The sequence below is a fragment of the Enterobacter sp. CGMCC 5087 genome (assembly GCF_003144775.1).
Classification (GTDB): Bacteria; Pseudomonadota; Gammaproteobacteria; order Enterobacterales; family Enterobacteriaceae; genus Enterobacter; species Enterobacter cloacae_M.
The window spans coordinates 1-21,482 of the sequence record NZ_QFXN01000024.1 but is presented as its reverse complement, the minus strand read 5'-3'; the positions used below and the strand labels follow the sequence as shown (position 1 = coordinate 21,482).

Genomic DNA, 21,482 nt, shown 5'->3' with positions numbered 1-21,482 from the left:
GCAGGCATTTGCATTGCCAGTACTGCTAAAGTGGCTCGCAGGGCATTACACGGATTGTACTCAGGTGTAGGGCTGCTCCATATTCACCCGATAGGGTGGAGAAATAAAAAATAAATATAATTTATATACAGATTAAAATATCCATGCTACCATCGCCAAATCGCCAACCGGGGTTAATCTCTTTATATATCTATTATTACTCTTTTATCTTAATCGGTTTTCTGTACTTATCCTTACCCCTGAATCTTATCTTAATCTCTCTCAATATTGTTCCAGTATTAAGCCCTCCGCAGGAGAGCCATACGGCTTGAGTTTACAAAGAATAAACCAAAATAAACATTACGGCTTGAGCTGACAAAAGATAAATCACAAAATGAAAAGAGCCTCCATATTATTGAAGGCTCTCATTAGTTATGGGGGGGGGTTATTTAAATATCGACATCATCGAAGTTCACTTTTCTATCTTTTGCCTTATCAATTTCATTCATTTTATTTCTTCTTTCTGAGGATTTGAGCTCTGAAAGAATTTGTTTTAAAAGGTCAGCTTGAGTAAACTGGATAACCTTCGCTTCATATGCTGTTATGCTTCTGATTACCCATATGACAAAGATAATGGTTGTTGCGACCTTTATCGTATCGGCGGGGAGAAAAGTATAAGCTTGCATTAAGTTAAAGAAGTCGGGATTGCTGGTTCCGATACACCAGAACCACAGCATCACAGTCAACACGAGATTTATGATGAGTGATAACTTTGAAAGATACTTTGTCAAAAAAGATGTGTTCATTTATGTTATCCCTGTCTAGTTTCGCTTTCCAATATTGCAGCCAGTACGATACGCTTGTGCAACCTCAATATACTCAGCTCGCTTCATTCCAATTAGAGTTTCCGCTTGTTCATTAAATTTCTTTATTTTCTTCTCGCAGGTGGAATTACGGCGCTGCATGGAGTCTTTTGCCCCAGTGATACATGCACCATAAATAACATCTGAATCAGCGATTCTGGCAAAGTTCGCATATGAATCACAGGTAGCACTGATTCTCATCTGCATCTGTGATGAAGTTATTGCCATTGCCTGACTTGCAAACATCAGACTGGAGATTGATATCAATAAGGGAAGGGTGATTAAGTTTTTCATTCAGCACTTCCCTGTAAAATGCAATCAATTCCCATTACATCAGTACCCCAAAGTTTGATATCCGGCTCACCGCCTGATACACCCTGAGTGCTCATATCCAGAGCAAGGATATAGAAACTGTTTTTATCAACATCAAACTCGTAGTTAACAAGCGGAGCTCCACCGGTCTGATATACAGATTGCTGAATGTCCTGAATGCGCTTTTCAGAAATCAGCTTGCCACGATGGAATAGTTTAATGACACCTGCATCTTTTACGTAACTCAGAAAACCACTATCAGCACTTCCGGTTACGTGTCGCTCAATACTCCAGCCATCATGACAAACGATATTGTCAGCCAGCGCGGAAACGGGAAAAGAAAGGCATGTAGCCAGAGTCAACATCAATCGTTTCATTTGAATGTGGTCCATCAGATAAATTATCAGAGAGCCCGATAATCCCAGTGAAGGCCGCAAGACATTTCAATCGTTATGCGCACAAACGTGGCCATCTATGACCAGGCCAATGACGTCTACAAATCTCCGGATTCTGCCTGATTCTATGTTGGTGCGCATAATGTATATTATGTTAAATTAGGTATGGGCATCAGAGAAGAAGCTATCAACCGTTCAGTCAAAACCCTCATAGTTGCCTTCCCTCTCAAATCAATGCAGTGACCTTTGGGTCACTGCATTGATTACTGAGGAAGTTATCTTTTATTCAGATATTTATTGAAGAATGCCGTGATGTTATCGAACGGGATCTTATCCATACGATCATATAAATCGACATGCGTGGCATCTTTAACAATCAGCAGCTCTTTTGGCTGATTTGCCGCTTCATAAGCCGTTCTGGAGAAGTAAAGCGAATGCGCTTTTTCGCCATGAATGAACAGGATTGGACGCGGAGAAATTTCCCTAATGTAAGTCATCAGCGGGAAATTCATGAAGGACATCGGCGTTGTCACGGACCATTAATTGCCAGAGTTGACGGCTCGTGGATGATATCCGCGCTTGGTCATGTAATAGTCCGCATAGTCCACGAGGAACTGTGCTTCACTGCCCTTCAATTACTGAATTAAGAGAGTCTGCGGGTAAGGTTTAATACCCCCTGGTATCGTTTACATTTTAGTCAAGCAATATCATTTGCTCACCGAGTTAACGCTGCTATTATCTAAGTCTTAGTGTTCGAATCATAAATTTCTTCAATAAATTACCCTGCTAATTAATTGTCCTCACGGAATGAAGGAGCTTCCCCGATGAACTTACCAGGTCAGCAGTCGCCTGACAGCACCCTTCCCTCTTATGACCTTTCGCGCAGCCTGGGACTACAAACCGGTGCTGATATCGATTTTAAAAAGCTGGCCGCCCAACTCGACTGCACGCGTAATTTTTACAATGTCGGCATCATTTTTGATGATGGCAAACAGCGCTGGCTGGTACGCCCTTCACGCCGCATTGCAGATGTGAATCAGAGCACCGTCAGCCATGTGGTAATCAGTAAAATTCCGGATGCTAAGGAAATCAGTGCAGAAAAAGCTGTGGTGGCGACGCTAACGACTCCCTCACTTGCTACGGAAATTACCTCAACCGGTTTTGCCTGTGGCGCGATGATTGTTACGCTTGTTATGGCGTTTGGAGCCGGTGCGGCAGTGCCTTTTACCGCTGGCGGGTCTGGTGTGATTGCTGCGATTAGCCTGTCCGGTACGCTGGCAACGGGCGCACAATGCATGATTGGCGCGGGCCGTCTGCTGGCTATCCATAACGATCATGGTTCCGATGTTGCCTGGCTCGACAGCCAGGACTGGTATGTAGCTACCACGACGGTTCTGGATGTCATTTCGCTGGCTGCGGCAGGAACCGCGCTGCGAGGTACTTTAGAAACGTACAAGCTGATGAAAGCGGCATCCTCAAGTAAAGTTACCGCCTGGTTCCAAAGCCTGAGCCGTGCCGAGCGTAAGCGCATCACGGAAGAGATCATTAAAGCGCAGAATCCAGGTATTTCCAGCGCCAGTGTGAAGGCAGCGATCCGCGCAGGCGTCTACCCGAAACGTTTCCCCAGCGAATCATTACAGAAATCACTGCAACGTGAGCTGATGAGTGCTGTGAACAACGCATCGGCCTTTGTTGGCAGTTCACTCACGGGGACGATCCGCAATCCTCAAAACACCGTCCAGTCCGGGCGCTATGTAGTCGGTCTGTTGCAGTCATTTTCGTCTAACTAAACGCTGAGTATTCAAATGGTTAAAGTTTTTTCCCGCCGCCTGCAACGCTGTAACGAGGTGGCTACCAGCATAAGCAATGCCTCCCCGACACAGCTGCAACAGCTAAAGACTGAGTTGGCTGACGAAATGGGCAAACCTGTAGGTCTACACACCATGGGTATTCCAGCGGCGATTAGTACCCTCGGGGTGATTGTCAGTTTCGCTATTCCTCAGCTGTGGCTGGGGTATGGCATACTCGCCGGACTCGACCAGCCAGCGGAACACGTATTCGTCTGGGTTGTCCTGATCGCCCTTCTGTTCGCTGGCCTTAATGGCGTGACGATGTTTATGATTGGCAAAGGCAGCATGCGCGCCGTGCGGTTACACCTTACGCTGGCGGTGATAAGCCTGGTATTAACGGCAGCCTATCTGCTGGTCGCGATGAGCGGTAGCACTGCTCCGGGCGTCAGTCTGACCGCGGCGCTAGTGAGTATCGGCATGCTACTGCTTAGCGGCAGCTGTATCCTTTCCACCGCCTTCTATAAGATGCTGCTGTTTACTCTGCATAATCGTGCCTGGCGCAAGCTTCTCAGCCAGACGCGTGCTAAAACAGCGCGCTAAGCGTTCATTCCGTAAAAAAACCGCCATCGCTGGCGGTTTTTTTTTTATGGCTTTTTATGCCTGCGCAACCAAATTAACTTGTACGCCGCCGGAATAATAAACAGCGATAACAGCGGCGCCGTGATCATCCCGCCAATCATGGGCGCCGCTATCCGGCTCATGACCTCTGACCCTGCGCCCGTCCCCCACAGAATGGGCAGCAGACCGGCAATGATCACCGCGACGGTCATTGCCTTTGGCCGCACGCGCAGCACTGCGCCATGGTAAAGGGCGCCATCCAGCGCCTGTTCTGTGAATGTGTCCCGATGGGACAACGCCGGCTGAGCCTCAACGGCATGACGCAAATACATTAGCATGACCACCCCAAATTCTGCTGCCACCCCGGCCAGAGCGATAAAACCGGTGCCGGTTGCCACAGACATATGGAAGCCCTGCCAGTAAAGGAACCAAATTCCACCGACCAGGGCGAACGGCAGACTCATCAGGATCAGCAGCGCTTCATCCACGCGACGGAACGCCAGATACAGCAGAATGAAGATGATCATCACCGTCATCGGTACCATCAGCTTCAGTTTCTTGTTGGCGTGTTCGAGCAGCTCAAACTGCCCGGAGAATGAGACGCTGGTGCCCGGCCTCAGCTTTACGTTCTGACTGATGGCCGTCTTAATGTCGTTCACCACCGACACCATATCCCTGCCGCGGGCATCGATATAAATCCAGCTCGCAGGCCGGGCATTCTCCGTTTTCAGCATCGTGGGGCCGGAAACCACGTTGATATCCGCCACATCGCCCAGCGTGATCTGCTGTTTCATCGGCGTCAGGATCGGCATCTGCTTCAACGCGTTCGGGCTGTTCCGGTAGTCCTGAGGATAGCGGATATTAATCGGGTACCGGGCGACGCCTTCCACCGTTTCCCCTACGGTCGCGCCGCCGATGGCCGAGGAGACAAAGAGCTGTACATCGCCCACCGTCATCCCGTAGCGCGAGGCTTTTTCCCGGTTGATATCGACGTCAATGTAGCGCCCGCCCTCCAGACGTTCAGCCAGGGCAGACACCACGCCCGGCACCGTTTTGGCTACCGTCTCGATGCTCTGCGCCGTGGCGTCGATATCCGACAAAACGGTACCCGACACCTTGATACCAATCGGGCTTTTGATCCCGGTCGAAAGCATATCGATGCGGTTACGAATGGGCGGAACCCAGAGGTTCGCCAGGCCGGGCAATCGAACGGTCTTATCGAGCTCGTCAATAATCTTGTCAATCGTCATGCCGGACCGCCACTCATTCTCAGGCTTGAGCTGGATGGTGGTTTCCACCATTTCGAGCGGCGCGGAATCCGTTGCCGTTTCGGCCTTGCCGGTTTTGCCAAACACCGAGGCCACTTCAGGTACGGTTTTGATGAGTTTGTCCGTGGTCTGTAACAGCGCGGCCGCTTCTGCCGGAGAAACGCCCGGCAACGTTGACGGCATATACAGCAGATCGCCTTCGTTGATCTTCGGCAGGAACTCGCCGCCCACCTGGCTGAGAGGCCAGATCACCGTGAAGATGGACAAGGCCGCAACCAGCAGGGTTGTTTTTGGCCATCGGAGCACCTTAATCAGTAGCGGGTGATAGGCTTTAATCAGTAGCCTGTTCAACGGGTTACTGGTCTCAGCGGGAATCTTACCCCGGATCCAGAACCCCATCAGGATGGGGATAACGATGATAGCCAGCGCGGCCGCGCCCGCCATGGAGTACGTTTTCGTGAAGGCCAGCGGACCAAACAGCCGCCCTTCCTGACCCTCAAGGGTAAAGATAGGAATGAAGGACAGGGTGATAATCAGCAGGCTGATAAACAGCGCCGGGCCAACCTCGACAGAGGCGTTGGTGATCACCTTCCAGCGGGTGGCGTTATCAATCTGCTCTCCCGGATGCTGGTGATCCCACTCTTCCAGCCGTTTGTGCGCGTTTTCAATCATGACGATGGCGGCATCCACCATCGCGCCGACGGCAATGGCAATGCCTCCCAGCGACATGATATTGGCGTTCAATCCCTGGAAATGCATGACGATAAAGGCAATACACAGGCCAAGCGGCAGAGAGATAATCGCGACCAGCGCAGATCGAACGTGCCACAGGAACAGGGCGCAGACGATGGCCACCACGATAAACTCTTCAAGCAGTTTGGAACTCAGGTTGTAGATTGCCCGATCGATGAGCTGGCTGCGATCGTAGGTAGTCACAATCTCAACGCCTTCCGGCAGGCTGGCCTTCAGCGTCTCAAGCTTATCTCTCACCGCCGTGATGACTTCGCGCGCATTTTTTCCCGAACGAAGGATGACCACGCCACCCGCAACTTCCCCCTGCCCGTTCAGCTCGGCAATACCGCGGCGCATTTCCGGACCCGTTTGTACGCGGGCAACATCGCGAAGGTAAATCGGCACCCCGTTCTCGCCGGTTTTCAGAACGATGTTATTGAAATCGTCCATCGTCTGCAGATAGCCGCTGGCGCGGACCATATACTCCGCTTCCGCCATTTCAACTGACGATCCCCCCGCCTCCTGGTTAGACGACTCAAGGGCCTGCTTAACCTCCGGCAGGCTAATGCCGTACTGAGCCAGTTTTAACGGATTAACCTGGATCTGATACTGCTTCACCACGCCGCCGACGGAGGCCACTTCGGCCACGTTCGGGATAGTTTTCAATTCAAATTTCAGGAACCAGTCCTGCAATGAGCGCAACTCAGCGAGATCGTGTTTTCCGCTGCGATCCACCAGCGCATACTCAAATATCCAGCCCACGCCCGTGGCATCAGGACCGATTTCGGAGCTCACGCCAGCAGGCAGCTTGCCCTGAACCTGGTTCAGATACTCCAGCACGCGCGAACGGGCCCAGTACAAATCGGTGCCGTCTTCAAAAATGACGTACACGTACGAATCGCCAAACTGCGAAAAACCGCGCACGGTCTTTGCGCCGGGAACCGACAGCATGGTGGTCGTGAGTGGATAGGTGACCTGGTTTTCAACAATCTGCGGGGCCTGGCCGGGATAGCTGGTTTTGATAATCACCTGAACGTCAGAGAGATCGGGCAAGGCATCGACTGGCGTGTTAATAATCGTCCAGGTGCCCCAGACGCTGAGGAACAGCGCCCCCATCATGACCAGGAAACGGTTGGCGACCGACCGCCGGATAATCCATTCAATCATCATCGTCTCCTTAATGGCCAGAGTGCGCGCCGTCAGCAGCTTCGGCGTGGCGCATGCGCTCCAGCGCACCGGTAATATTGGCCTCCGAGTCAATCAGGAACAGACCGCTGACCACCACCGACTCCCCCTCTTCCAGTCCGCTCTCAATGCCGGACTGCTGCTGAGATTCATGCAGAACGTGGATCCTTTTCGGTACAAAATTCCCGTCCGCATCAACCGTAATCACGCGCTGTTCTTTGCCGGTATCGATAACGGCCTGGGAGGGGATCAGCAGCATTTCCTGGCTTTGGGTATTCAGCTTCAGGTACGCGTTCATGCCCGGTTTCAGCAGCTCATCCTTGTTATCGACCTGCAGGCGCACCTGCAGCGTACGGGTGGTTGGATCCGCGCTCGGCAGAAGACTCCATTTTTCAACCGGGAAGGATTTATCCGGATAAGCCGGTATCGAAACCGCAAACTGCGAGGTCTCTTTTAGCAGATAAGCAATGGATTCAGGCACTGCCGCGCCGATCCAGACCGGATCCATCCCCTGAATTTGCGCTACCACCTTATCTTTGGAAATATTCATGCCGGTACGCAGGTCAAAGGCCGTGATCGCACCGTCGATCGGCGCCCTGATGGTAAACCGGGTCTGGATAGTGCGGGTCGCTCGCAGCCTCTGAATATCCTCATCCGGCATACCCGCCAGCCGAAGCCGTTCGAGAACCCCTTTGATTTGCGTCGGCGTTCCGCCGGTGCCGGATAACAGCAGAAACTCGCTCTGCGCCTCTACCCAGTCAGGAATGGTAATATCAACGAGCGGCGTGCCTTTCTTCACCTTATCGCCCGTCGTCAGCGGGTACACTTTTTCCACAAAGCCTTCCGCGCGCGCCTGCACAATGACAAACTGATAGTCGTTATAGCTGACGTTGGCCGGGATGGTCTGGGCATAGTTCAGCGTTCCGCGCGTCACCTTTTGCGTTTTTAATCCGAGGTTCTGAACCTGTGTCGGATCAATACGGATACCGGCACTGCTTTTATTGGCGTTTTCATCCGCATATTTCGGTACCAGATCCATATCCATAAACGGCGATTTGCCGGGCTTATCGAATTTAACGTCTGGCTTCATCGGGTCATACCAGAAAAGTACCTTTCTTTCAGAGGTTCTATTTTCTGTTTTTTCAGATGAATGAAGCGCCTGCCATGCCGTCACCGATATCAGCCCTCCCGCAATAAGGCTGCTGACTATCATGGCAGCATATTTTATTTTTACTGAGGCCATGCCGCGTCTCGCTATTTAATGCTCTTGAGTAAAGAGAGATTGCCCTGCTGAACAAACGAGAAATTCACCTGGCTGCCGACTTTTAAGGCATTGATACTCTCGTCAGCCTGAATAAACGTGAAACGCATGGTCATCGCGGGCCAGCCAATTTCCGGGATCGCTTCATGGGAAATTGTGACTTTTTTATTCGTGAGATCAATGTCCTTCACGATGCCGGCCCCCGTGATGACCTGCTCTGAGGCCCCTTCGCTGGCAGCATTCATCATCTCGTGCTGATGAACCTCAGCCTGGAGGCTGACAGAAAACACAATGGAGATCGCACCAAATACAACGGCCTTAAGTGAATTGTGCATGATTATTTTCCTGTTTAATTAAATAACGTTATTCGACCCAACCGCCGCCGAGCGCGGTGAAGAGATTAATTTCATTAACCTGCCGGGCATAAATAAGGTCGAGAATATTTTGCTGGGTAGAGAAAAGAGAACGCTCCGCGTCAAGCACTTCGATATAGCTGACCGCGCCGCTGGAATATAACCCTCTGGCCCGCTGCAGGGTGATGCGTAGCGAATCAAGATACCGCTGCTGTGCAGCAAGCTGCTGGTTAATGCTGTCCCGCAGCGCGAGCGCGTCGGCAACCTGTTTGAAGGCGGACTGAATTTTTTGTTCGTAATTAACCACCGACTGCTGCTGGCGAATTTCAGCCAGCTTCAGATTGGCCTTATTCCTGCCCGCATTAAAAATGGGAATTTCGATTTTAGGAATAAAATTCCACATCCCGCTCCCTGACGTAAAGAGGCTGGACAACTCCGTACTGCCCGTTGAAAGCCCGCTGGTCAGGGAAATCGACGGGAAAAAGGCGGCGCGCGCCGCACCGATATTCGCATCGGCCGCTTTAAGCTGATACTCCGCTTCCATAATATCCGGGCGCTGCAGCAGTATCGCTGAGGAAAGATGGGGAGGCAGTTTTACCGGCGCAACGTCGCTGGCGTTCATGCCGCCGTCGCCCGGCAGCGCGCGATACGTGCCGAGGACCAGCTGCAGGGCATTATTGGCCTGCGCCAGCTCACCCTCTCTTTTGGCAATCTCTGCCTGCGTGCTTTCGATCTGTCCCCGGGCCTGTTCCAGCGCCAGGACGTTCGTACTGCCCGTCACCAGCTGCTGCTCAACGAACGCATAAGACTGCTGGTAATTGTTCAGCGTATCCCGCGCGATGCGCAGCTGTTTATACGCCAGCTGCTGGTTGAAATAGCTCTGCGACACGTTAGAGACGAGCAGGATATGCACCGCGCGACGGGCCTCTTCGCTGGCGAAAAAGTTTTGTCGGTCGGCATCGCTCATGTTCTTCAGCTTGCCGAAGAAGTCGAGTTCGTAGCTAAGCGCAATGCCCGCGTCGTACTGCTGCGCGGTGGGTTTGTCACTTTTCAGCCCGCCGCTGTACGTGATGCCCGAGGAGGCATTCAGCTGAGGATAGCGGTCCGCATCCGTCACGTTGAACTGCGCCCGGGCTTCCTCGACCTTCAGGGCGGCCATTTTTAGATCGCGATTGTTCTTCAGGGCCTCCGTAATCAGCCCCGCAACCTGAGGATCGACGAAAAAGTTGCGCCAGCCGGTGTCCTGATACCCCGCCGCCGCGGGCGTCAGGCCGTTACGGGAGAGCGAAAACTGCCGGGGGACAGGTGCTTCTGGCCGCTGGTACTCCGGAGCCAGCGAGACGCAGCCTGCCAGAATAAATACCGTACTGATGCTTAGTCGTTTTAACAGGAACATAACGGTTCAAATAAAGTCCAGAGTAGTTTTAGGGCTACTCTACGCAACGCATCCTGTTTGACGGGTGACAGGATAATGACAATGTTGTCATTTTTAGCGTAAGTCATTGTTAACGGCGGTACGCTCACTAGAATGTCATCAGCAGCCAGTCAGGGGAGCACGATGAAAATACTGATCGTCGAAGACGAAATGAAAACCGGTGAGTACCTGAGTAAGGGGCTGACGGAAGCGGGGTTTGTTGTAGACCACGCGGATAACGGCCTGAACGGCTACCATCTCGCTATGACCGCGGAATACGATCTGCTGATTCTGGATATCATGCTGCCCGATGTGAACGGCTGGGATATTGTCCGCATGCTCCGCTCGGCCGGTAAAGGGATGCCCATCCTGTTACTCACGGCTCTCGGCACGATTGAACACCGGGTTAAAGGGCTTGAGCTGGGCGCAGATGACTATCTGATTAAGCCTTTCGCCTTTGCTGAGCTTCTCGCCCGGGTGAGGACGCTGCTGAGACGCGGAAATACGGTGATTGCGGAAAGCCAGCTTCAGGTGGCAGACCTGACGGTTGACCTCGTGTCGAGAAAAGTAAGCCGGGCCGGAAGCCGCATCTCGTTAACCAGCAAAGAGTTCAGCCTGCTGGAGTTTTTCATGCGTCATCAGGGAGAGGTGCTTCCCCGCTCCCTGATTGCCTCCCAGGTGTGGGACATGAATTTTGACAGCGACACAAACGCGATTGACGTGGCGGTAAAGCGGCTTCGGGCGAAAATCGATAACGATTTTGAACCGAAGCTGATCCAGACGGTGCGCGGTGTGGGCTATATGCTGGAGGTACCGGATGCGCGTTAAGCTTGCCAGGCGCCCCTTTTCTCTTGCCCTGCGGCTGACCTTCTTTATCAGCCTCTCCACGATACTGGCCTTTTTCGCCTTTACCTGGTTTATGCTGCATTCCGTTGAAAAGCATTTCGCCGAGCAGGATGTCAGCGATCTGCAGCAAATCAGCACCGCGATGCACCGCATCCTGCAGTCTCCGGGCGATCCTGACCAAAAGAAAATCAGTAAAATCAAAGAGTCGATGGCCAGCTACCGCAACGTGGCCGTTCTGCTTCTGGATCCGCAGGGCAATACCCTGTTCAGCTCGGCGCAAGGGGCGGCTTTGCGCCCGGCAATGAACACGGCGAACTTTAGCGAACACCGCCGCGCGCAGGATGTGTTTCTCTGGACGGTAGAGGACCCGGCCAACCCCATGCACGCCGGGTCCGACATGAAAATGGAAACCTACCGGATTATCGCCTCTTCAGGCACGGCGACGCTGCAGGGCAAAACGCAGGGCTACGTCATGCTTATCGGGCTCTCCATCAATTTTCATCTGCACTACCTTGAGGCGCTGAAAAAGAATCTCCTGGCGATTGCCGCGGCGATCAGCCTGCTGATTATTCTTGTCATTCGCATCGCGGTTCGTCAGGGACATTTGCCCCTGCGTAACGTCAGCAACGCCATTAAAAATATCACTTCAGAAAACCTGGACGCGCGGCTGGAGCCGTCCCGCGTGCCCGTTGAGCTGGAACAGCTGGTCATCTCCTTCAACCATATGATCGAAAAGATTGAAGATGTCTTTACCCGTCAGGCGAATTTTTCCGCCGATATTGCGCATGAAATCAGAACTCCCATCACCAACCTGGTGACGCAAACGGAAATCGCGCTGAGCCAGAACCGCTCGCAGAAAGAGCTGGAAGATGTTCTGTACTCCAGCCTTGAAGAGTACAACCGGATGACCCGGATGGTCAGCGACATGCTTTTCCTGGCGCAGGCGGATAATAATCAGCTCATCCCTGACCGGGTGATGTTTGATTTAAGTGCGGAGGTCATGAAAGTCTTCGATTTCTTCGAAGCCTGGGCGGAAGAACGCAACGTTACGCTGAAATTTAACGGGATGCCCTGCCTGATAGAAGGCGATCCGCAGATGTTCAGAAGAGCAGTAAATAATCTACTCTCCAATGCCCTGCGCTATACGCCAGCGGGCAAAACGGTGACAGTCTCACTCAGAAAACAGGATAACGACATTGAACTGATGATAGAAAACCCCGGTAAGCCGATCCCTCAGGAACATCTGGCAAAGCTGTTTGATCGTTTCTATCGCGTCGATCCGTCGAGGCAGCGCAAAGGCGAAGGCAGCGGGATCGGGCTTGCCATCGTGAAGTCCATCGTCACCGCGCACCACGGAAAAGTCCGCGTGGAATCGGATGCGGTATCGACGCGCTTCATCCTCTCCGTGCCGGGAAAAGTGGCCTGAGGCGTCAGCGCACGGTCCGACACACCTCCAGCACCTTTTCCCTGAGCCATCGATGCCCCGGGTCCCGTTCCATGCGCGGATGCCACATCTGCGACACCGTAATGGTCCGGGTTTTAAACGGCAGCTCAAAAACGTGCACGCGCTCGTTCATCGGCTGATTGAGCAGGTACAGCGCCGGCACCATGGCAATGAGATCGGACGCCAGCGCCACGGATAGTGCCGTCGGAAATCCGGGCACCACGCTGGCGACCTTGCGTTTCATCCCCCGTTCCGCCAGCGCGTCATCGACAAACCCGTGTAGCGATCCGTCCGGTGAGGCCACCACATGGCCCCACGCGACATAATCGTCAAGGCTGACGTCATGTTGTAATGACAGCGGATGTCCCTTGCGCACCGCGCCAACAAAACGATCCTGAAAGAGCCGTTGCAGCCGTATTTCCGGCCCCATATTGCTCTGCACGCCGATCTCCAGGTCGACCAGCCCCTCACGCAAATAGCGCGAGGTTTTTTCAGGTTTCGGCGAGAAGCGGATGCACACCCCGGGCGCCACGCTCGCCACCGCCGCAATCAGCAGTGGCCCAAACGCCACCACAAAACCGTCGTTGGCTCTGATGGTGAACAGCCGCTCGAGGCTTTCCACCTTGAGCGCGTCGGTGGAGGGCTGCAGCACAGCCCTCGCCTCATGAACGGCGCTTCTGGCGCGGTCCCGCGTGGCTTCGGCCCAGGGCGTCAGCACCATATGACGACCGGCCCGTACCAGGATCGGATCGCCTGTCACCTCCCGCAGCCTGCTCAGGGTGCGGCTCATGGCAGAGGTGCTGAGGTTCAAACGTCGCGCCGCGCCCGCCACGCTGGCTTCGGCCAGCAGAACGTCGAGCGCAACCAGAAGGTTAAAGTCAGGATCGACCAAGGTGACTCCTAAGATAAGGCGTTATATGCAACGATTAAGTGCAAATGCTGCGTCTTCCGCCCTGTATACCGCATGATTATAGTTTCGTCATCACTATTCTTATGCGGAGTAACGACGATGACGCTATTTTCAAACCTGCCCGGCGATGAAGGCTTACCCGGTCATGAACGCGCCCGGGTCATGGCCGCCGTCATGACCACCACGCTGATGGGCGTCTTTGACGGCACCATGATCAACATCGCGCTGCCCTCCATGGCAAGGGCGATGCAGGTTCCCGCGAACGTTGCGGTCTGGTTCGCCAACGGTTACCTGCTGTCAGCGGCAATGACGCTAGCCATCTTCGCGGCGCTGGCGGCGCGCGTGGGCTATCGCCCGGTATTTCTTGCCGGGCTTGCCACCTTTACGCTCACCTCGCTCGGCTGCGCGCTGGCAGCAACGCCGGAAATGTTAACCGGCATGCGTATTCTGCAGGGCATCGGCGGCGCGGCCACCCTGAGTATCGCCCCGGCGATCCTGCGCTCCGTTTTTCCGGGTCGACTGCTTGGCCGCATTTTGGGGCTGCACGCCCTGCTTATCGCCTCCAGCACGGCGATTGCCCCCGTGCTGGGCGGAACGATACTGGACGCGCTGAGCTGGCAGTGGCTGTTCGCCATTAACATTGTCCCGGGCAGCGTTGCCCTGCTGCTGGCGTGGCGGGCCTTGCCGCGGGAAACGGCCATTGACCGCTCGCCCTTTGACGCGCCGGGCGCCGTGCTCTCCGCCGCGCTGTTAGGTTCGGCGATTATGCTGGCCGACAGCCTTCAGCGCGTGACGCAAGAAATTAACCAGGCGGCCACAGGCTGGGGGCTGCTCACGCTGGTCAGCGCCCTCGCCTTTATCTGGCGGATTCGGCGCGCGCAAAGTCCCATACTGCCGCCCGTCATGTTCAAAAACGGACGCTTTACCCTCGCAGCCCTGACCTCACTGGCCTCGTTTGTCAGTCAGGGCATCACCTTTGTCGCGCTGCCGTTCCTGTTTCAGAGCGTGTATGGCTACAGCCCTGTGGTCTCCGCGCTGCTGTTCACCCCGTGGCCGATTGGCATCGTGCTGATTGCACCGCACGCGGGGCGCTGGGCAGATACGATTTCCGCGCCGCTGATCTCGACAATCGGGCTAATGATTTTTGTCGGTGGGCTGATCCTGCTGGCGACGCTGCCGGAAAGCCCTTCCGCATGGAATATCTGCCTGCGCAGTCTGGTTTGCGGGATTGGGTTTGGCTGCTTCCAGAGCCCCAATAACCGGGAGATGCTCTCTAACGTGGCGCGGGAATATGCGAGCTACGCCTCCGGCGTGTTGTCGATTGTGAGGACATTCGGCCAGTGTCTCGGTGCCGCCGCGGTGGGCGTGCTGCTGGCGACGATCGAATCAGACCATGACCGGGCCGTGCATTTTGCGCTGTGGATAGCCGTGATAGCCTCAACGGGATCGGTGTTATTTAGCGTGAGTCGGCTGCGCCCTGCAGTTCGGGCATCAGCGTAAACTGTTGCAGCGCCTTCCGGCGCTGCTCGTTTATAACGCCTACGCTGTAAGGCGTTCATTCCACGCATCAGTGTATTGAATATTTCCGTCCAGGATTTTCCATGTGATTTTTGCGTATCGCAAAGATACATTTTCCAGGTGACCAGTACCGGGACAATCTCTTGTATCATGCATAACTGGAGTTATTGAAATGACTTTCACACCTTCCATAAGAATATTGAAGTATTCCACTTCCTGACCAGCATCATTGATGTGATAGAACTTTAATTCAGCACTTTGAAGCGTTTGACCTGTAGCCACTGCTTTGTATAGATAGGGTGAAGATGAATCAATTGCTTTTGTTAAACTGAAAGCTGAGTGTTGCCTTGTACCTGTAAGTTTACCTGTTGCCTCATCTGTTGGAATGCTCAGGTTATGGATAAGATCTCTAAGCTCTATGCTTCCTTCACGGTCTGCAACATCAGAACCGCCACGGATCATTGCTCCACCATCGTCTTTCAAAAAGAGGTGTACTGGTACAGCCATTTCTAAAACTCCTTATGCTAATTAATCTCTTATTCCATTTGCTATGAGGTTAATTACAGGCATGATCGCTACACCATCTGCATAGAACAGATCCGAATTAGTGAATGAATAAACCTTACCTGTGATTTTTATATTTACCGTGTTCCCATAAGCAGAAGCTGTAACATTGCTTGTATTGGCTTCAAGGAACGGCGATCGATCTTTAAGGGCCTTCATAATGTTCCCGCTTTTGTCTTTATCTAAATAGAAGCGGTAAATATCCGACACCGTAGCTCCTCCGTCATCATACTTTGTTATGTACAGTGTGACGGTATCAGATAGTTTCTGTTTGCTGACAAAGCTATCGCGAGGAGGTGCATTAAAATAGTATTGATATGTCAGAAACCCGCAAACAACGATCAATAAAATCGTTGTGAGTAAACAATGAAGCCGTTTAATAACCGTGTTTCTTTGCATATTCAATCCCTTGACTTATCCAAAACTGATCGTGAGGATCATCCCCATATGGCGGTTTTTGATACCAGTGCCTCCATTTCTTTTTGGAGGTTTTAGCTCTTTCCTGCGCCCATCCTGCCCCCATCAATAACGTTTCTGATGGTATCCCGGCAGCATAGCCAGCCGAACCATAATTGAAGTTCCCAAAGTTTGCTAACTCAGGGTGTCCTTGCTTGTAATCCCACGGCCCCTTATTTCTTACTTTTTGATAAAACCAAAGATAGGTTGTAGGGATAGCCATATTTCTACTCATACCATGCGCTCTTGCAATCCTCATGTTTGCTAATGCGAGCGCGATTCCTTCTTTTGGTAACAAAGGTATAACAGCCATATTAACCATTCTTTTCACATAGATATATGGCCGCGTATCGTACACTTTTGCGATAGTAAAAAAGATATCTGTTTCAAGACAAATGACGGAAAAATAACCGATTAAGGTATTGATCGCATTAAAAATCAAAGAAATTTAGGCTGCGCCCTGTGGTTCGGGCATCAGCCTGATTCGCCCGACGGCGCTACGCTTGCACGGGCCTACAAGGAAGCTTTGCACAATGTAGGCCGGGTAAGCGCAGCGCCACCCGGCAAGAAAGACGGCGCGTTCGTTTACTCCAGCGCCAGCAGCGCAAAGCTCGCCAGCCAGTGCCCGCCGCTGTAGTGGCTGCCGACAACATGCTCAACGCTAGCCGTCAGGTGTTTCGCTACCGCCTCGCGCAGCGCCTGCTGCGCCGGATTGTTAGCGGGAAGCGCTCTGGCAATATGCTTCATGCACCAGGCGCGGCTGAGGTTTAATCCGTCGAGATGGGCAATTTTCGGGTCGGTACGATCGCTCACTTCCGCCGGGTTCATCAGCGCCGCAACGGAGCCGACATCCGGCAGAAACGCGTCAAACCAGGCCGGGAAGTCTTTTAACACCGTGCTCATCAGCAGCGCCTCGGTCAGCGCCCCGGAAATATACTCATCGCCGCCGGGCTCGTAGTGGGCAGGATAGCGCGTGTCGGCGAGATAAAACCGCTCCGCCGCCGTCACAATCGCCTGCTCAAGCGCGCTATCTTCCACGGCGCGGGCGTAATCCAGCGCCAGCGCGAGGGCAAACGCCGTGTTGTAGTGCGTGCCTACGCGGATCGGATAGGTGAGCTTGCTGAGATAATCCACCAGCCGGTTTCGAATATCCTGGGTTATCGGCTCAAGCGTCCGGTACCAGCCAGCGGCCTGCGGCAGCGACGACTGTTTTAGCTCCTGGGCCAGCGCCAGCAGCCAGCCGTAGCCATACGGGCGCTCAAACGAGGCGCGGAATGGCGCGGTGAAATAGGCCAGCTCCTTCGCCACGTTCTCGTCCGTCAGGTGCTCGTCGACAAGCGCGACGATCGCATCCCGGCTCGGCAGTTCAGGGTAGAGGCGCACGCAGCGCAGCAGCAGCCAGTAGCCGTGCACTGCCGAGTGCCAGTCAAAACAGCCGTAGAAAATCGGGTGCAGTTCGCGAGGCGGCAGCACGTCGCCATCATCATTCAGCAGGTGCATGATGTGGTTCGGGTATTCCTGGCGCAAATAGGTCAAAGGCATGCGGGCAAACGCGTCAGCCTGATGTTGCGTTAATTCCATAACAGCTCCTTAGCGAAACACGAGGAAATACATGAGGAACACGTTCACCACCAGCAGGGTTAACGCGGTCGGGATCTGGATCTTGATCACCTGATATTTGTCTTTCAGCTCCAGCAGCGCGGCGGGAACGATATTGAAGTTAGCGGCCATCGGCGTCATCAGCGTGCCGCAGTAGCCCGCGTACATGCCAATCGCCAGCAGCGGCGCCGGGTTGCCGTGATGCACGTTAATCAGGAACGGCAAGGCGATGCCGGCGCTCAGCACCGGGAAGGCCGCAAACGCATTTCCCATGATCATGGTAAACAGCGCCATCCCTACGCAGTAAATCACCACCAGCATAAAGCGGTTATCCGGGTTCACAAACAGGCTCACCACCTTCTGCACCGAATCACCGGTGTTGGCAGCCACGAACACGCCGCCGAGCATGGCCAGCATCTGCGGCAGGATCACCGCCCAGCCGATGGTATCGACAAGACGACGAGACTGGCGAATAGCGTGCAGCGGCGTGCCTTTGGTCAGCCACCAGCCGGTGAGGATCGCCGCGACGCAGGCCACGCACAGCGCCGCGAGGGTGAGCTGTTTCTGATCGAGCAGGAACACGCCGCCAATCGACACGCCCTTCAGGAACAGCGTCCCGATAACCGTCACCACAGGGATCATCAGCGCCGGCAGGAATAGCCAGTTTTTAAGCCGATTTGACGACGCGAGACGTTCGTCTTCGGTGGACATTTTATAGTGCCCTTTCCCGACAAGACCAAAACCCGCCAGCAGCGCGATAGCGATAACGCCCCCGCCGATTATTCGGTAGGCCAGCGATTTGCCCAGCTCCTGCACCATCAGGTCACCGAACAGGAAGATCCCGCCGAATAAAAACCAGAACAGCGCCGTGGTAAAACGCTTCGGATTGGCGCGATCGCGCAGGGTCATAACAACCAGCAGCATCACGACAAAGCCGATCAGGTAGTACACGCGGTTAATGGTGATAAGCGTCATCATTGCGTGGCCTCCTGCGTGTCCTGCTCTGCACGCCAGGCCATGACGTCGCGACGGATGCTGGCATCCAGGCGCAGCAGGCGCGTCATATGAATAACCAATGCCGCGATGGCGGTTGGGATAGCCCACAGGCCGATATGCAGCGGTTCGATGCCCGGAATACCGTTTTCTTTCAGGAACGCGTCGATCAGCAGCACCGCCCCGAAGGCAATAAAGATATCTTCGCCAAAGAAGACCGCGATGTTGTCGCACGCGGCGGCATGGGCTTTGATTTTGTCGCGGATGTGCTGCGGCAGCTCGCCGTATTCGTTCAGCGCCGCCCCTTCGGCCATCGGCGCCAGCAGCGGGCGCACCGTCTGAGCATGACCGCCCAGCGACATCAGCCCCAGCGCGGCGGTGCCCTCACGGGCGACAAAATAGAGCATCAGAATACGCGCCGAGGTGGCACTGGCGATCTTAGCCACCCAGGCCTGGGCGCGCTCCTTGAGACCGTAATATTCCAGCAGACCAATCACGGGTAGGATCAGAATGAAGGTCGCCAGCGATCGGCTATTCACGAACTTTTCGCCAAAGGTCTCCAGCAGCATCCCGAAATCCATACCGACCAGCAGACCCGTCGCCAGCCCCGCCACCACGACCACCAGCAGCGGGTTGAAGCGCAGTGCAAAACCAATAACCACGATCGGTATCCCGATCAGCGGCAACAGCGTAGTACCGTCCATAACGTTTACCCTATCCAAAGTGAGCGTTGCGCGCCGACGGCTATTTTTTTAATTTGCGGCGAGCGATGTTGTGTTTTTCGTCAGGTTTCGGAAAACCTGCGCTAAAAAGCTATATCTGAACCTCAAAAACATGTAAACAAATTATCAATAAAATGTTCTTATTTTATCGATGAGTTTACATTTCTGGCTAAGGAACGTTATGACCTCGAAAAAGAGTGCTTCACCCGACCTCGACGATATCAACGATGGCCGGTTCGTCTCTTCCCGTCATCTGGTGTCCGAGCGCTGCGCGGAGCTGTCAGAGCTGGAGTACGCGCTGATCATGACCAGCAACGCGTTCAATAAATGGATGGTGCGCTGCATGACAGCAGCCGGCGAACCCGATATGGGCGCATTTGACGTCTCGCTGCTGCATCACGTGAACCACCGCGACCGCAAGAAAAAGCTGGCCGATATCTGTTTCGTTCTTAACGTGGAAGATACCCACGTGGTGACCTACGCCCTGAAAAAGCTGGTCAAAGCGGGGTACGTGACGAGCGAGAAAGCGGGCAAAGAGCTCTTTTTCTCGACTACCGAGGAAGGAAAAGCGTTGTGCATGAAATACCGGGACGTGCGGGAGGCGTGTCTGATCGCAATCCACGCGGAGAGCGGCATAGCCGGGAAGTCGATTGGCGAAACCGCGCAGCTGTTACGCACGATCTCCTCCCTGTATGACACCGCCGCCCGCGCGGCGGCATCACTCTAGGGCTAAGGACGTCTGAACAGCGTAATACTGCGTCCGGCCAGTTCGTACTCTACGGTTTCGGTGAACGCTGTCCCGGTGGCAGCGCCATCTGCCGTAGACAGCTCCAGCACCCATCCCCCTTCGCCAAACTGCGGGATCTGGAACGGCACGGTGCCTTCAAACGGGTTGAACAGCATCAGCACGTCGTGCCAGATGCCGTCCTCCTGCCTGAGATCCGGCCTGCTGATGGAGACGCCGAGCGTTGAGCCTTCATCCCACTGCTCGGCCTGCTGCGGGCCGCCTCCGGCATTGAACCAGCGGATCTCCAGCCCGTCGCGCCAGCTTTCACGGCGCAATAACGGCTGCGATGCGCGAAGCGCAATGAGCCGTCGGGTAAACTCGCGCAGCGCAGCGTCGTTTTCGGTTATTCCGTTCCAGTCGATCCACGAAATTTCGCTGTCCTGGCAGTAACCGTTGTTGTTGCCCTTCTGCGTGCGGCCAAACTCGTCCCCCGCCAGCAGCATCGGCGTGCCGTGGGAAAACAGCAGCGTGGTCAGGAAATTACGCTTCTGCCGTTCGCGGGTAGCAATAATATCTGGGTTCTCCGTCGGCCCTTCTTCGCCATAGTTGTACGAGCGATTGTCATTATGCCCGTCGTTATTGTCCTCGCCGTTGTCGGCGTTGTGCTTCTCGTTGTACGACACCAGGTCATTCAGCGTAAAGCCGTCGTGAGCGGTGATGAAGTTAACGCTGGCCCACGGACGACGCCCGCGCAGATCGTACAGATCCCCGGAGCCCAGCAGGCGTGCGGCAAAGTCGTTGGAGACGTTATCACCCTTCCAGTACTCGCGTACGGTATCACGGTATTTGTCGTTCCATTCACCCCAGCCCGGCGGGAAACCGCCGACCTGATACCCGCCGGGTCCAATATCCCAGGGTTCACCAATCAGCTTAAGTCTTGATAACACCGGATCCTGAGTCATGGCGTCGAAGAAACCGCCGCGCGGATCAAACCCTTCCGGCTCGCGGCCCAGTATCGTCCCCAGGTCGAAACGAAAACCGTCAATATGCATCGATTCCGCCCAGTAGCGCAGCGAATCCATCACCATCTGCAGCACGCGCGGGTGCGAGGTATTGACCGTATTTCCCGTCCCGGTGTCGTTGATGTAGTACCGGTGCTGGTCCGGCAGGGTGCGGTAATAGCTGTAGTTATCAATCCCCTTAAACGAGAGCGTGGGGCCAAGCTCATTTCCTTCCGCCGTGTGGTTGTACACCACGTCCAGAATCACCTCGATGCCCGCATCGTGATACGCGCGCACCATGTCGCGAAAGCCCTGGATCCCCGCCGGGCCGTAGTAGCGCGACGCCGGAGCAAAAAAGCCGAGCGTGTTATAGCCCCAGAAGTTCTTCAGGCCGCGGTCAAGCAGGTGCTGGTCGTCGGGGAACCAGTGAACAGGCAGCAGCTCCACCGAGGTGATACCAAGACTCTTGATGTAGTCGACCGAGGCTTTGTGTCCCATCCCCTCAAACGTGCCGCGCAGCTCCGGCGGAATG

21 protein-coding genes and 1 pseudogene are annotated in these 21,482 nt (G+C 54.3%); 6 read left to right on the top strand and 16 right to left on the bottom strand.

Features of this window, described 5'->3' with window-relative positions; genetic code table 11:
- Positions 1–428: 428 nt before the first annotated feature.
- The 4 genes and pseudogenes from DEO48_RS01670 to DEO48_RS01655 all read right to left on the bottom strand — a co-directional run.
- Positions 429–785, bottom strand: a complete 357-nt coding sequence (locus DEO48_RS01670) for a hypothetical protein (RefSeq protein WP_064545481.1) — start codon at positions 783–785, stop codon at positions 429–431.
- A 15-nt stretch (positions 786–800) separates the two neighbouring features.
- Positions 801–1,136 (bottom strand): hypothetical protein, encoded by a 336-nt coding sequence (locus tag DEO48_RS01665; protein ID WP_109844155.1) that lies wholly within the window; start codon positions 1,134–1,136, stop codon positions 801–803.
- Complete coding sequence (locus tag DEO48_RS01660; RefSeq protein ID WP_109844156.1) at positions 1,133–1,531, bottom strand: hypothetical protein; 399 nt, start codon at positions 1,529–1,531, stop codon at positions 1,133–1,135. Before DEO48_RS01660 ends, DEO48_RS01665 begins: the two co-directional genes overlap by 4 nt.
- Before the next feature lie 293 nt (positions 1,532–1,824).
- Positions 1,825–2,184 (bottom strand): annotated as a pseudogene (locus DEO48_RS01655) (alpha/beta hydrolase); the annotation flags it as partial.
- Between the two features lie 189 nt (positions 2,185–2,373).
- Between DEO48_RS01655 and DEO48_RS01650 the strand changes: the two are divergent.
- Together DEO48_RS01650 and DEO48_RS01645 are read left to right on the top strand one after the other, a co-directional pair.
- Positions 2,374–3,339: a hypothetical protein gene (locus DEO48_RS01650; RefSeq protein ID WP_109844153.1), complete on the top strand. Its 966-nt coding sequence runs from the start codon at positions 2,374–2,376 to the stop codon at positions 3,337–3,339.
- 15 nt (positions 3,340–3,354) lie between these two features.
- A complete protein-coding gene (locus DEO48_RS01645) occupies positions 3,355–3,939 on the top strand; it encodes a hypothetical protein (RefSeq protein ID WP_109844152.1) in 585 nt (194 codons plus the stop codon).
- 44 nt (positions 3,940–3,983) lie between these two features.
- On the opposite strand, the gene silA is transcribed toward DEO48_RS01645, so the two are convergent.
- From silA to DEO48_RS01625, 4 genes are read right to left on the bottom strand one after another with little or no spacing between them, the layout of a single operon-like run.
- Entirely contained in the window at positions 3,984–7,124 is a 3,141-nt protein-coding gene (gene silA / locus DEO48_RS01640; RefSeq protein WP_109844151.1) for a Cu(+)/Ag(+) efflux RND transporter permease subunit SilA, read from the bottom strand.
- 10 nt (positions 7,125–7,134) lie between these two features.
- Complete coding sequence (locus DEO48_RS01635; RefSeq protein WP_109844150.1) at positions 7,135–8,385, bottom strand: efflux RND transporter periplasmic adaptor subunit; 1,251 nt, start codon at positions 8,383–8,385, stop codon at positions 7,135–7,137.
- 11 nt (positions 8,386–8,396) lie between these two features.
- Entirely contained in the window at positions 8,397–8,738 is a 342-nt protein-coding gene (gene cusF / locus DEO48_RS01630) for a cation efflux system protein CusF (protein ID WP_109844149.1), read from the bottom strand.
- Positions 8,739–8,766: 28 nt separating this feature from the next.
- Entirely contained in the window at positions 8,767–10,152 is a 1,386-nt protein-coding gene (locus DEO48_RS01625) for an efflux transporter outer membrane subunit (protein ID WP_109844148.1), read from the bottom strand.
- A 162-nt stretch (positions 10,153–10,314) separates the two neighbouring features.
- Between DEO48_RS01625 and DEO48_RS01620 the strand changes: the two genes are divergently transcribed.
- Both DEO48_RS01620 and DEO48_RS01615 read left to right on the top strand, forming a co-directional pair.
- Positions 10,315–10,998: a copper/silver response regulator transcription factor gene (locus DEO48_RS01620; RefSeq protein ID WP_029741284.1), complete on the top strand. Its 684-nt coding sequence runs from the start codon at positions 10,315–10,317 to the stop codon at positions 10,996–10,998.
- Complete coding sequence (locus DEO48_RS01615; RefSeq protein ID WP_109844147.1) at positions 10,988–12,442, top strand: Cu(+)/Ag(+) sensor histidine kinase; 1,455 nt, start codon at positions 10,988–10,990, stop codon at positions 12,440–12,442. The genes DEO48_RS01620 and DEO48_RS01615 overlap by 11 nt, the downstream gene beginning before the upstream one ends.
- 4 nt (positions 12,443–12,446) lie before the next feature.
- On the opposite strand, the gene DEO48_RS01610 is transcribed toward DEO48_RS01615, so the two are convergent.
- On the bottom strand, positions 12,447–13,352 hold the full coding sequence (locus tag DEO48_RS01610; protein WP_109844146.1) for a LysR family transcriptional regulator: 906 nt from the start codon (positions 13,350–13,352) through the stop codon (positions 12,447–12,449).
- Positions 13,353–13,469: 117 nt separating this feature from the next.
- Between DEO48_RS01610 and DEO48_RS01605 the strand changes: the two genes are divergently transcribed.
- Positions 13,470–14,870 carry an MFS transporter gene (locus DEO48_RS01605; protein ID WP_109844145.1) on the top strand — a complete coding sequence of 467 codons (1,401 nt, stop codon included), beginning with the start codon at positions 13,470–13,472 and terminating at the stop codon, positions 14,868–14,870.
- Positions 14,871–14,909: 39 nt separating this feature from the next.
- Here the strand turns inward: DEO48_RS01605 and DEO48_RS01600 are convergent, their stop codons facing one another.
- From DEO48_RS01600 to DEO48_RS01575, 6 genes are all read right to left on the bottom strand, one after another.
- Positions 14,910–15,395: a type VI secretion system tube protein TssD gene (locus DEO48_RS01600; protein ID WP_023311839.1), complete on the bottom strand. Its 486-nt coding sequence runs from the start codon at positions 15,393–15,395 to the stop codon at positions 14,910–14,912.
- 21 nt (positions 15,396–15,416) lie between these two features.
- Positions 15,417–15,662, bottom strand: coding sequence for a hypothetical protein (locus DEO48_RS27065; RefSeq protein ID WP_052135639.1), 246 nt, complete (start codon positions 15,660–15,662; stop codon positions 15,417–15,419).
- A 166-nt stretch (positions 15,663–15,828) separates the two neighbouring features.
- Positions 15,829–16,350, bottom strand: a complete 522-nt coding sequence (locus DEO48_RS01590; RefSeq protein WP_227412789.1) for a polymorphic toxin type 44 domain-containing protein — start codon at positions 16,348–16,350, stop codon at positions 15,829–15,831.
- Between the two features lie 143 nt (positions 16,351–16,493).
- On the bottom strand, positions 16,494–17,489 hold the full coding sequence (locus DEO48_RS01585) for a DUF2891 domain-containing protein (RefSeq protein WP_109844143.1): 996 nt from the start codon (positions 17,487–17,489) through the stop codon (positions 16,494–16,496).
- A gap of 9 nt (positions 17,490–17,498) precedes the next feature.
- The gene (locus DEO48_RS01580) at positions 17,499–18,485 is read right to left on the bottom strand and encodes a DUF979 domain-containing protein (protein WP_047653330.1); all 987 of its coding nucleotides are present in this window, start codon (positions 18,483–18,485) and stop codon (positions 17,499–17,501) included.
- Positions 18,482–19,204, bottom strand: coding sequence for a DUF969 domain-containing protein (locus tag DEO48_RS01575; RefSeq protein ID WP_109844142.1), 723 nt, complete (start codon positions 19,202–19,204; stop codon positions 18,482–18,484). The genes DEO48_RS01580 and DEO48_RS01575 overlap by 4 nt, the downstream gene beginning before the upstream one ends.
- A gap of 199 nt (positions 19,205–19,403) precedes the next feature.
- On the opposite strand from DEO48_RS01575, the gene DEO48_RS01570 reads away from it, so the two are divergent.
- On the top strand, positions 19,404–19,949 hold the full coding sequence (locus tag DEO48_RS01570) for a winged helix DNA-binding protein (protein ID WP_109844141.1): 546 nt from the start codon (positions 19,404–19,406) through the stop codon (positions 19,947–19,949).
- A 2-nt stretch (positions 19,950–19,951) separates the two neighbouring features.
- On the opposite strand, the gene glgX is transcribed toward DEO48_RS01570, so the two are convergent.
- Positions 19,952–21,482, bottom strand: a 1,531-nt coding sequence (glgX, locus tag DEO48_RS01565; protein ID WP_109844140.1) for a glycogen debranching protein GlgX, incomplete at its 5' end; no start/stop codon positions are given.

Excerpts from the sequence above, each read along its gene's own strand:
- DEO48_RS01660 (WP_109844156.1), bottom strand. The coding sequence starts at position 1,531 with ATGAAACGATTGATGTTGACTCTGGCTACATGCCTTTCTTTTCCCGTT.
- DEO48_RS01670 (WP_064545481.1), bottom strand. The coding sequence starts at position 785 with ATGAACACATCTTTTTTGACAAAGTATCTTTCAAAGTTATCACTCATC.
- DEO48_RS01635 (WP_109844150.1), bottom strand. The coding sequence starts at position 8,385 with ATGGCCTCAGTAAAAATAAAATATGCTGCCATGATAGTCAGCAGCCTT.
- DEO48_RS01650 (WP_109844153.1), top strand. The coding sequence starts at position 2,374 with ATGAACTTACCAGGTCAGCAGTCGCCTGACAGCACCCTTCCCTCTTAT.
- DEO48_RS01575 (WP_109844142.1), bottom strand. The coding sequence starts at position 19,204 with ATGGACGGTACTACGCTGTTGCCGCTGATCGGGATACCGATCGTGGTT.
- cusF (WP_109844149.1), bottom strand. The coding sequence starts at position 8,738 with ATGCACAATTCACTTAAGGCCGTTGTATTTGGTGCGATCTCCATTGTG.
- DEO48_RS01665 (WP_109844155.1), bottom strand. The coding sequence starts at position 1,136 with ATGAAAAACTTAATCACCCTTCCCTTATTGATATCAATCTCCAGTCTG.
- silA (WP_109844151.1), bottom strand. The coding sequence starts at position 7,124 with ATGATTGAATGGATTATCCGGCGGTCGGTCGCCAACCGTTTCCTGGTC.
- DEO48_RS01605 (WP_109844145.1), top strand. The coding sequence starts at position 13,470 with ATGACGCTATTTTCAAACCTGCCCGGCGATGAAGGCTTACCCGGTCAT.
- DEO48_RS01570 (WP_109844141.1), top strand. The coding sequence starts at position 19,404 with ATGACCTCGAAAAAGAGTGCTTCACCCGACCTCGACGATATCAACGAT.
- DEO48_RS01625 (WP_109844148.1), bottom strand. The coding sequence starts at position 10,152 with ATGTTCCTGTTAAAACGACTAAGCATCAGTACGGTATTTATTCTGGCA.
- DEO48_RS01600 (WP_023311839.1), bottom strand. The coding sequence starts at position 15,395 with ATGGCTGTACCAGTACACCTCTTTTTGAAAGACGATGGTGGAGCAATG.
- DEO48_RS01645 (WP_109844152.1), top strand. The coding sequence starts at position 3,355 with ATGGTTAAAGTTTTTTCCCGCCGCCTGCAACGCTGTAACGAGGTGGCT.
- DEO48_RS01580 (WP_047653330.1), bottom strand. The coding sequence starts at position 18,485 with ATGATGACGCTTATCACCATTAACCGCGTGTACTACCTGATCGGCTTT.
- DEO48_RS01620 (WP_029741284.1), top strand. The coding sequence starts at position 10,315 with ATGAAAATACTGATCGTCGAAGACGAAATGAAAACCGGTGAGTACCTG.
- DEO48_RS01585 (WP_109844143.1), bottom strand. The coding sequence starts at position 17,489 with ATGGAATTAACGCAACATCAGGCTGACGCGTTTGCCCGCATGCCTTTG.
- DEO48_RS01615 (WP_109844147.1), top strand. The coding sequence starts at position 10,988 with ATGCGCGTTAAGCTTGCCAGGCGCCCCTTTTCTCTTGCCCTGCGGCTG.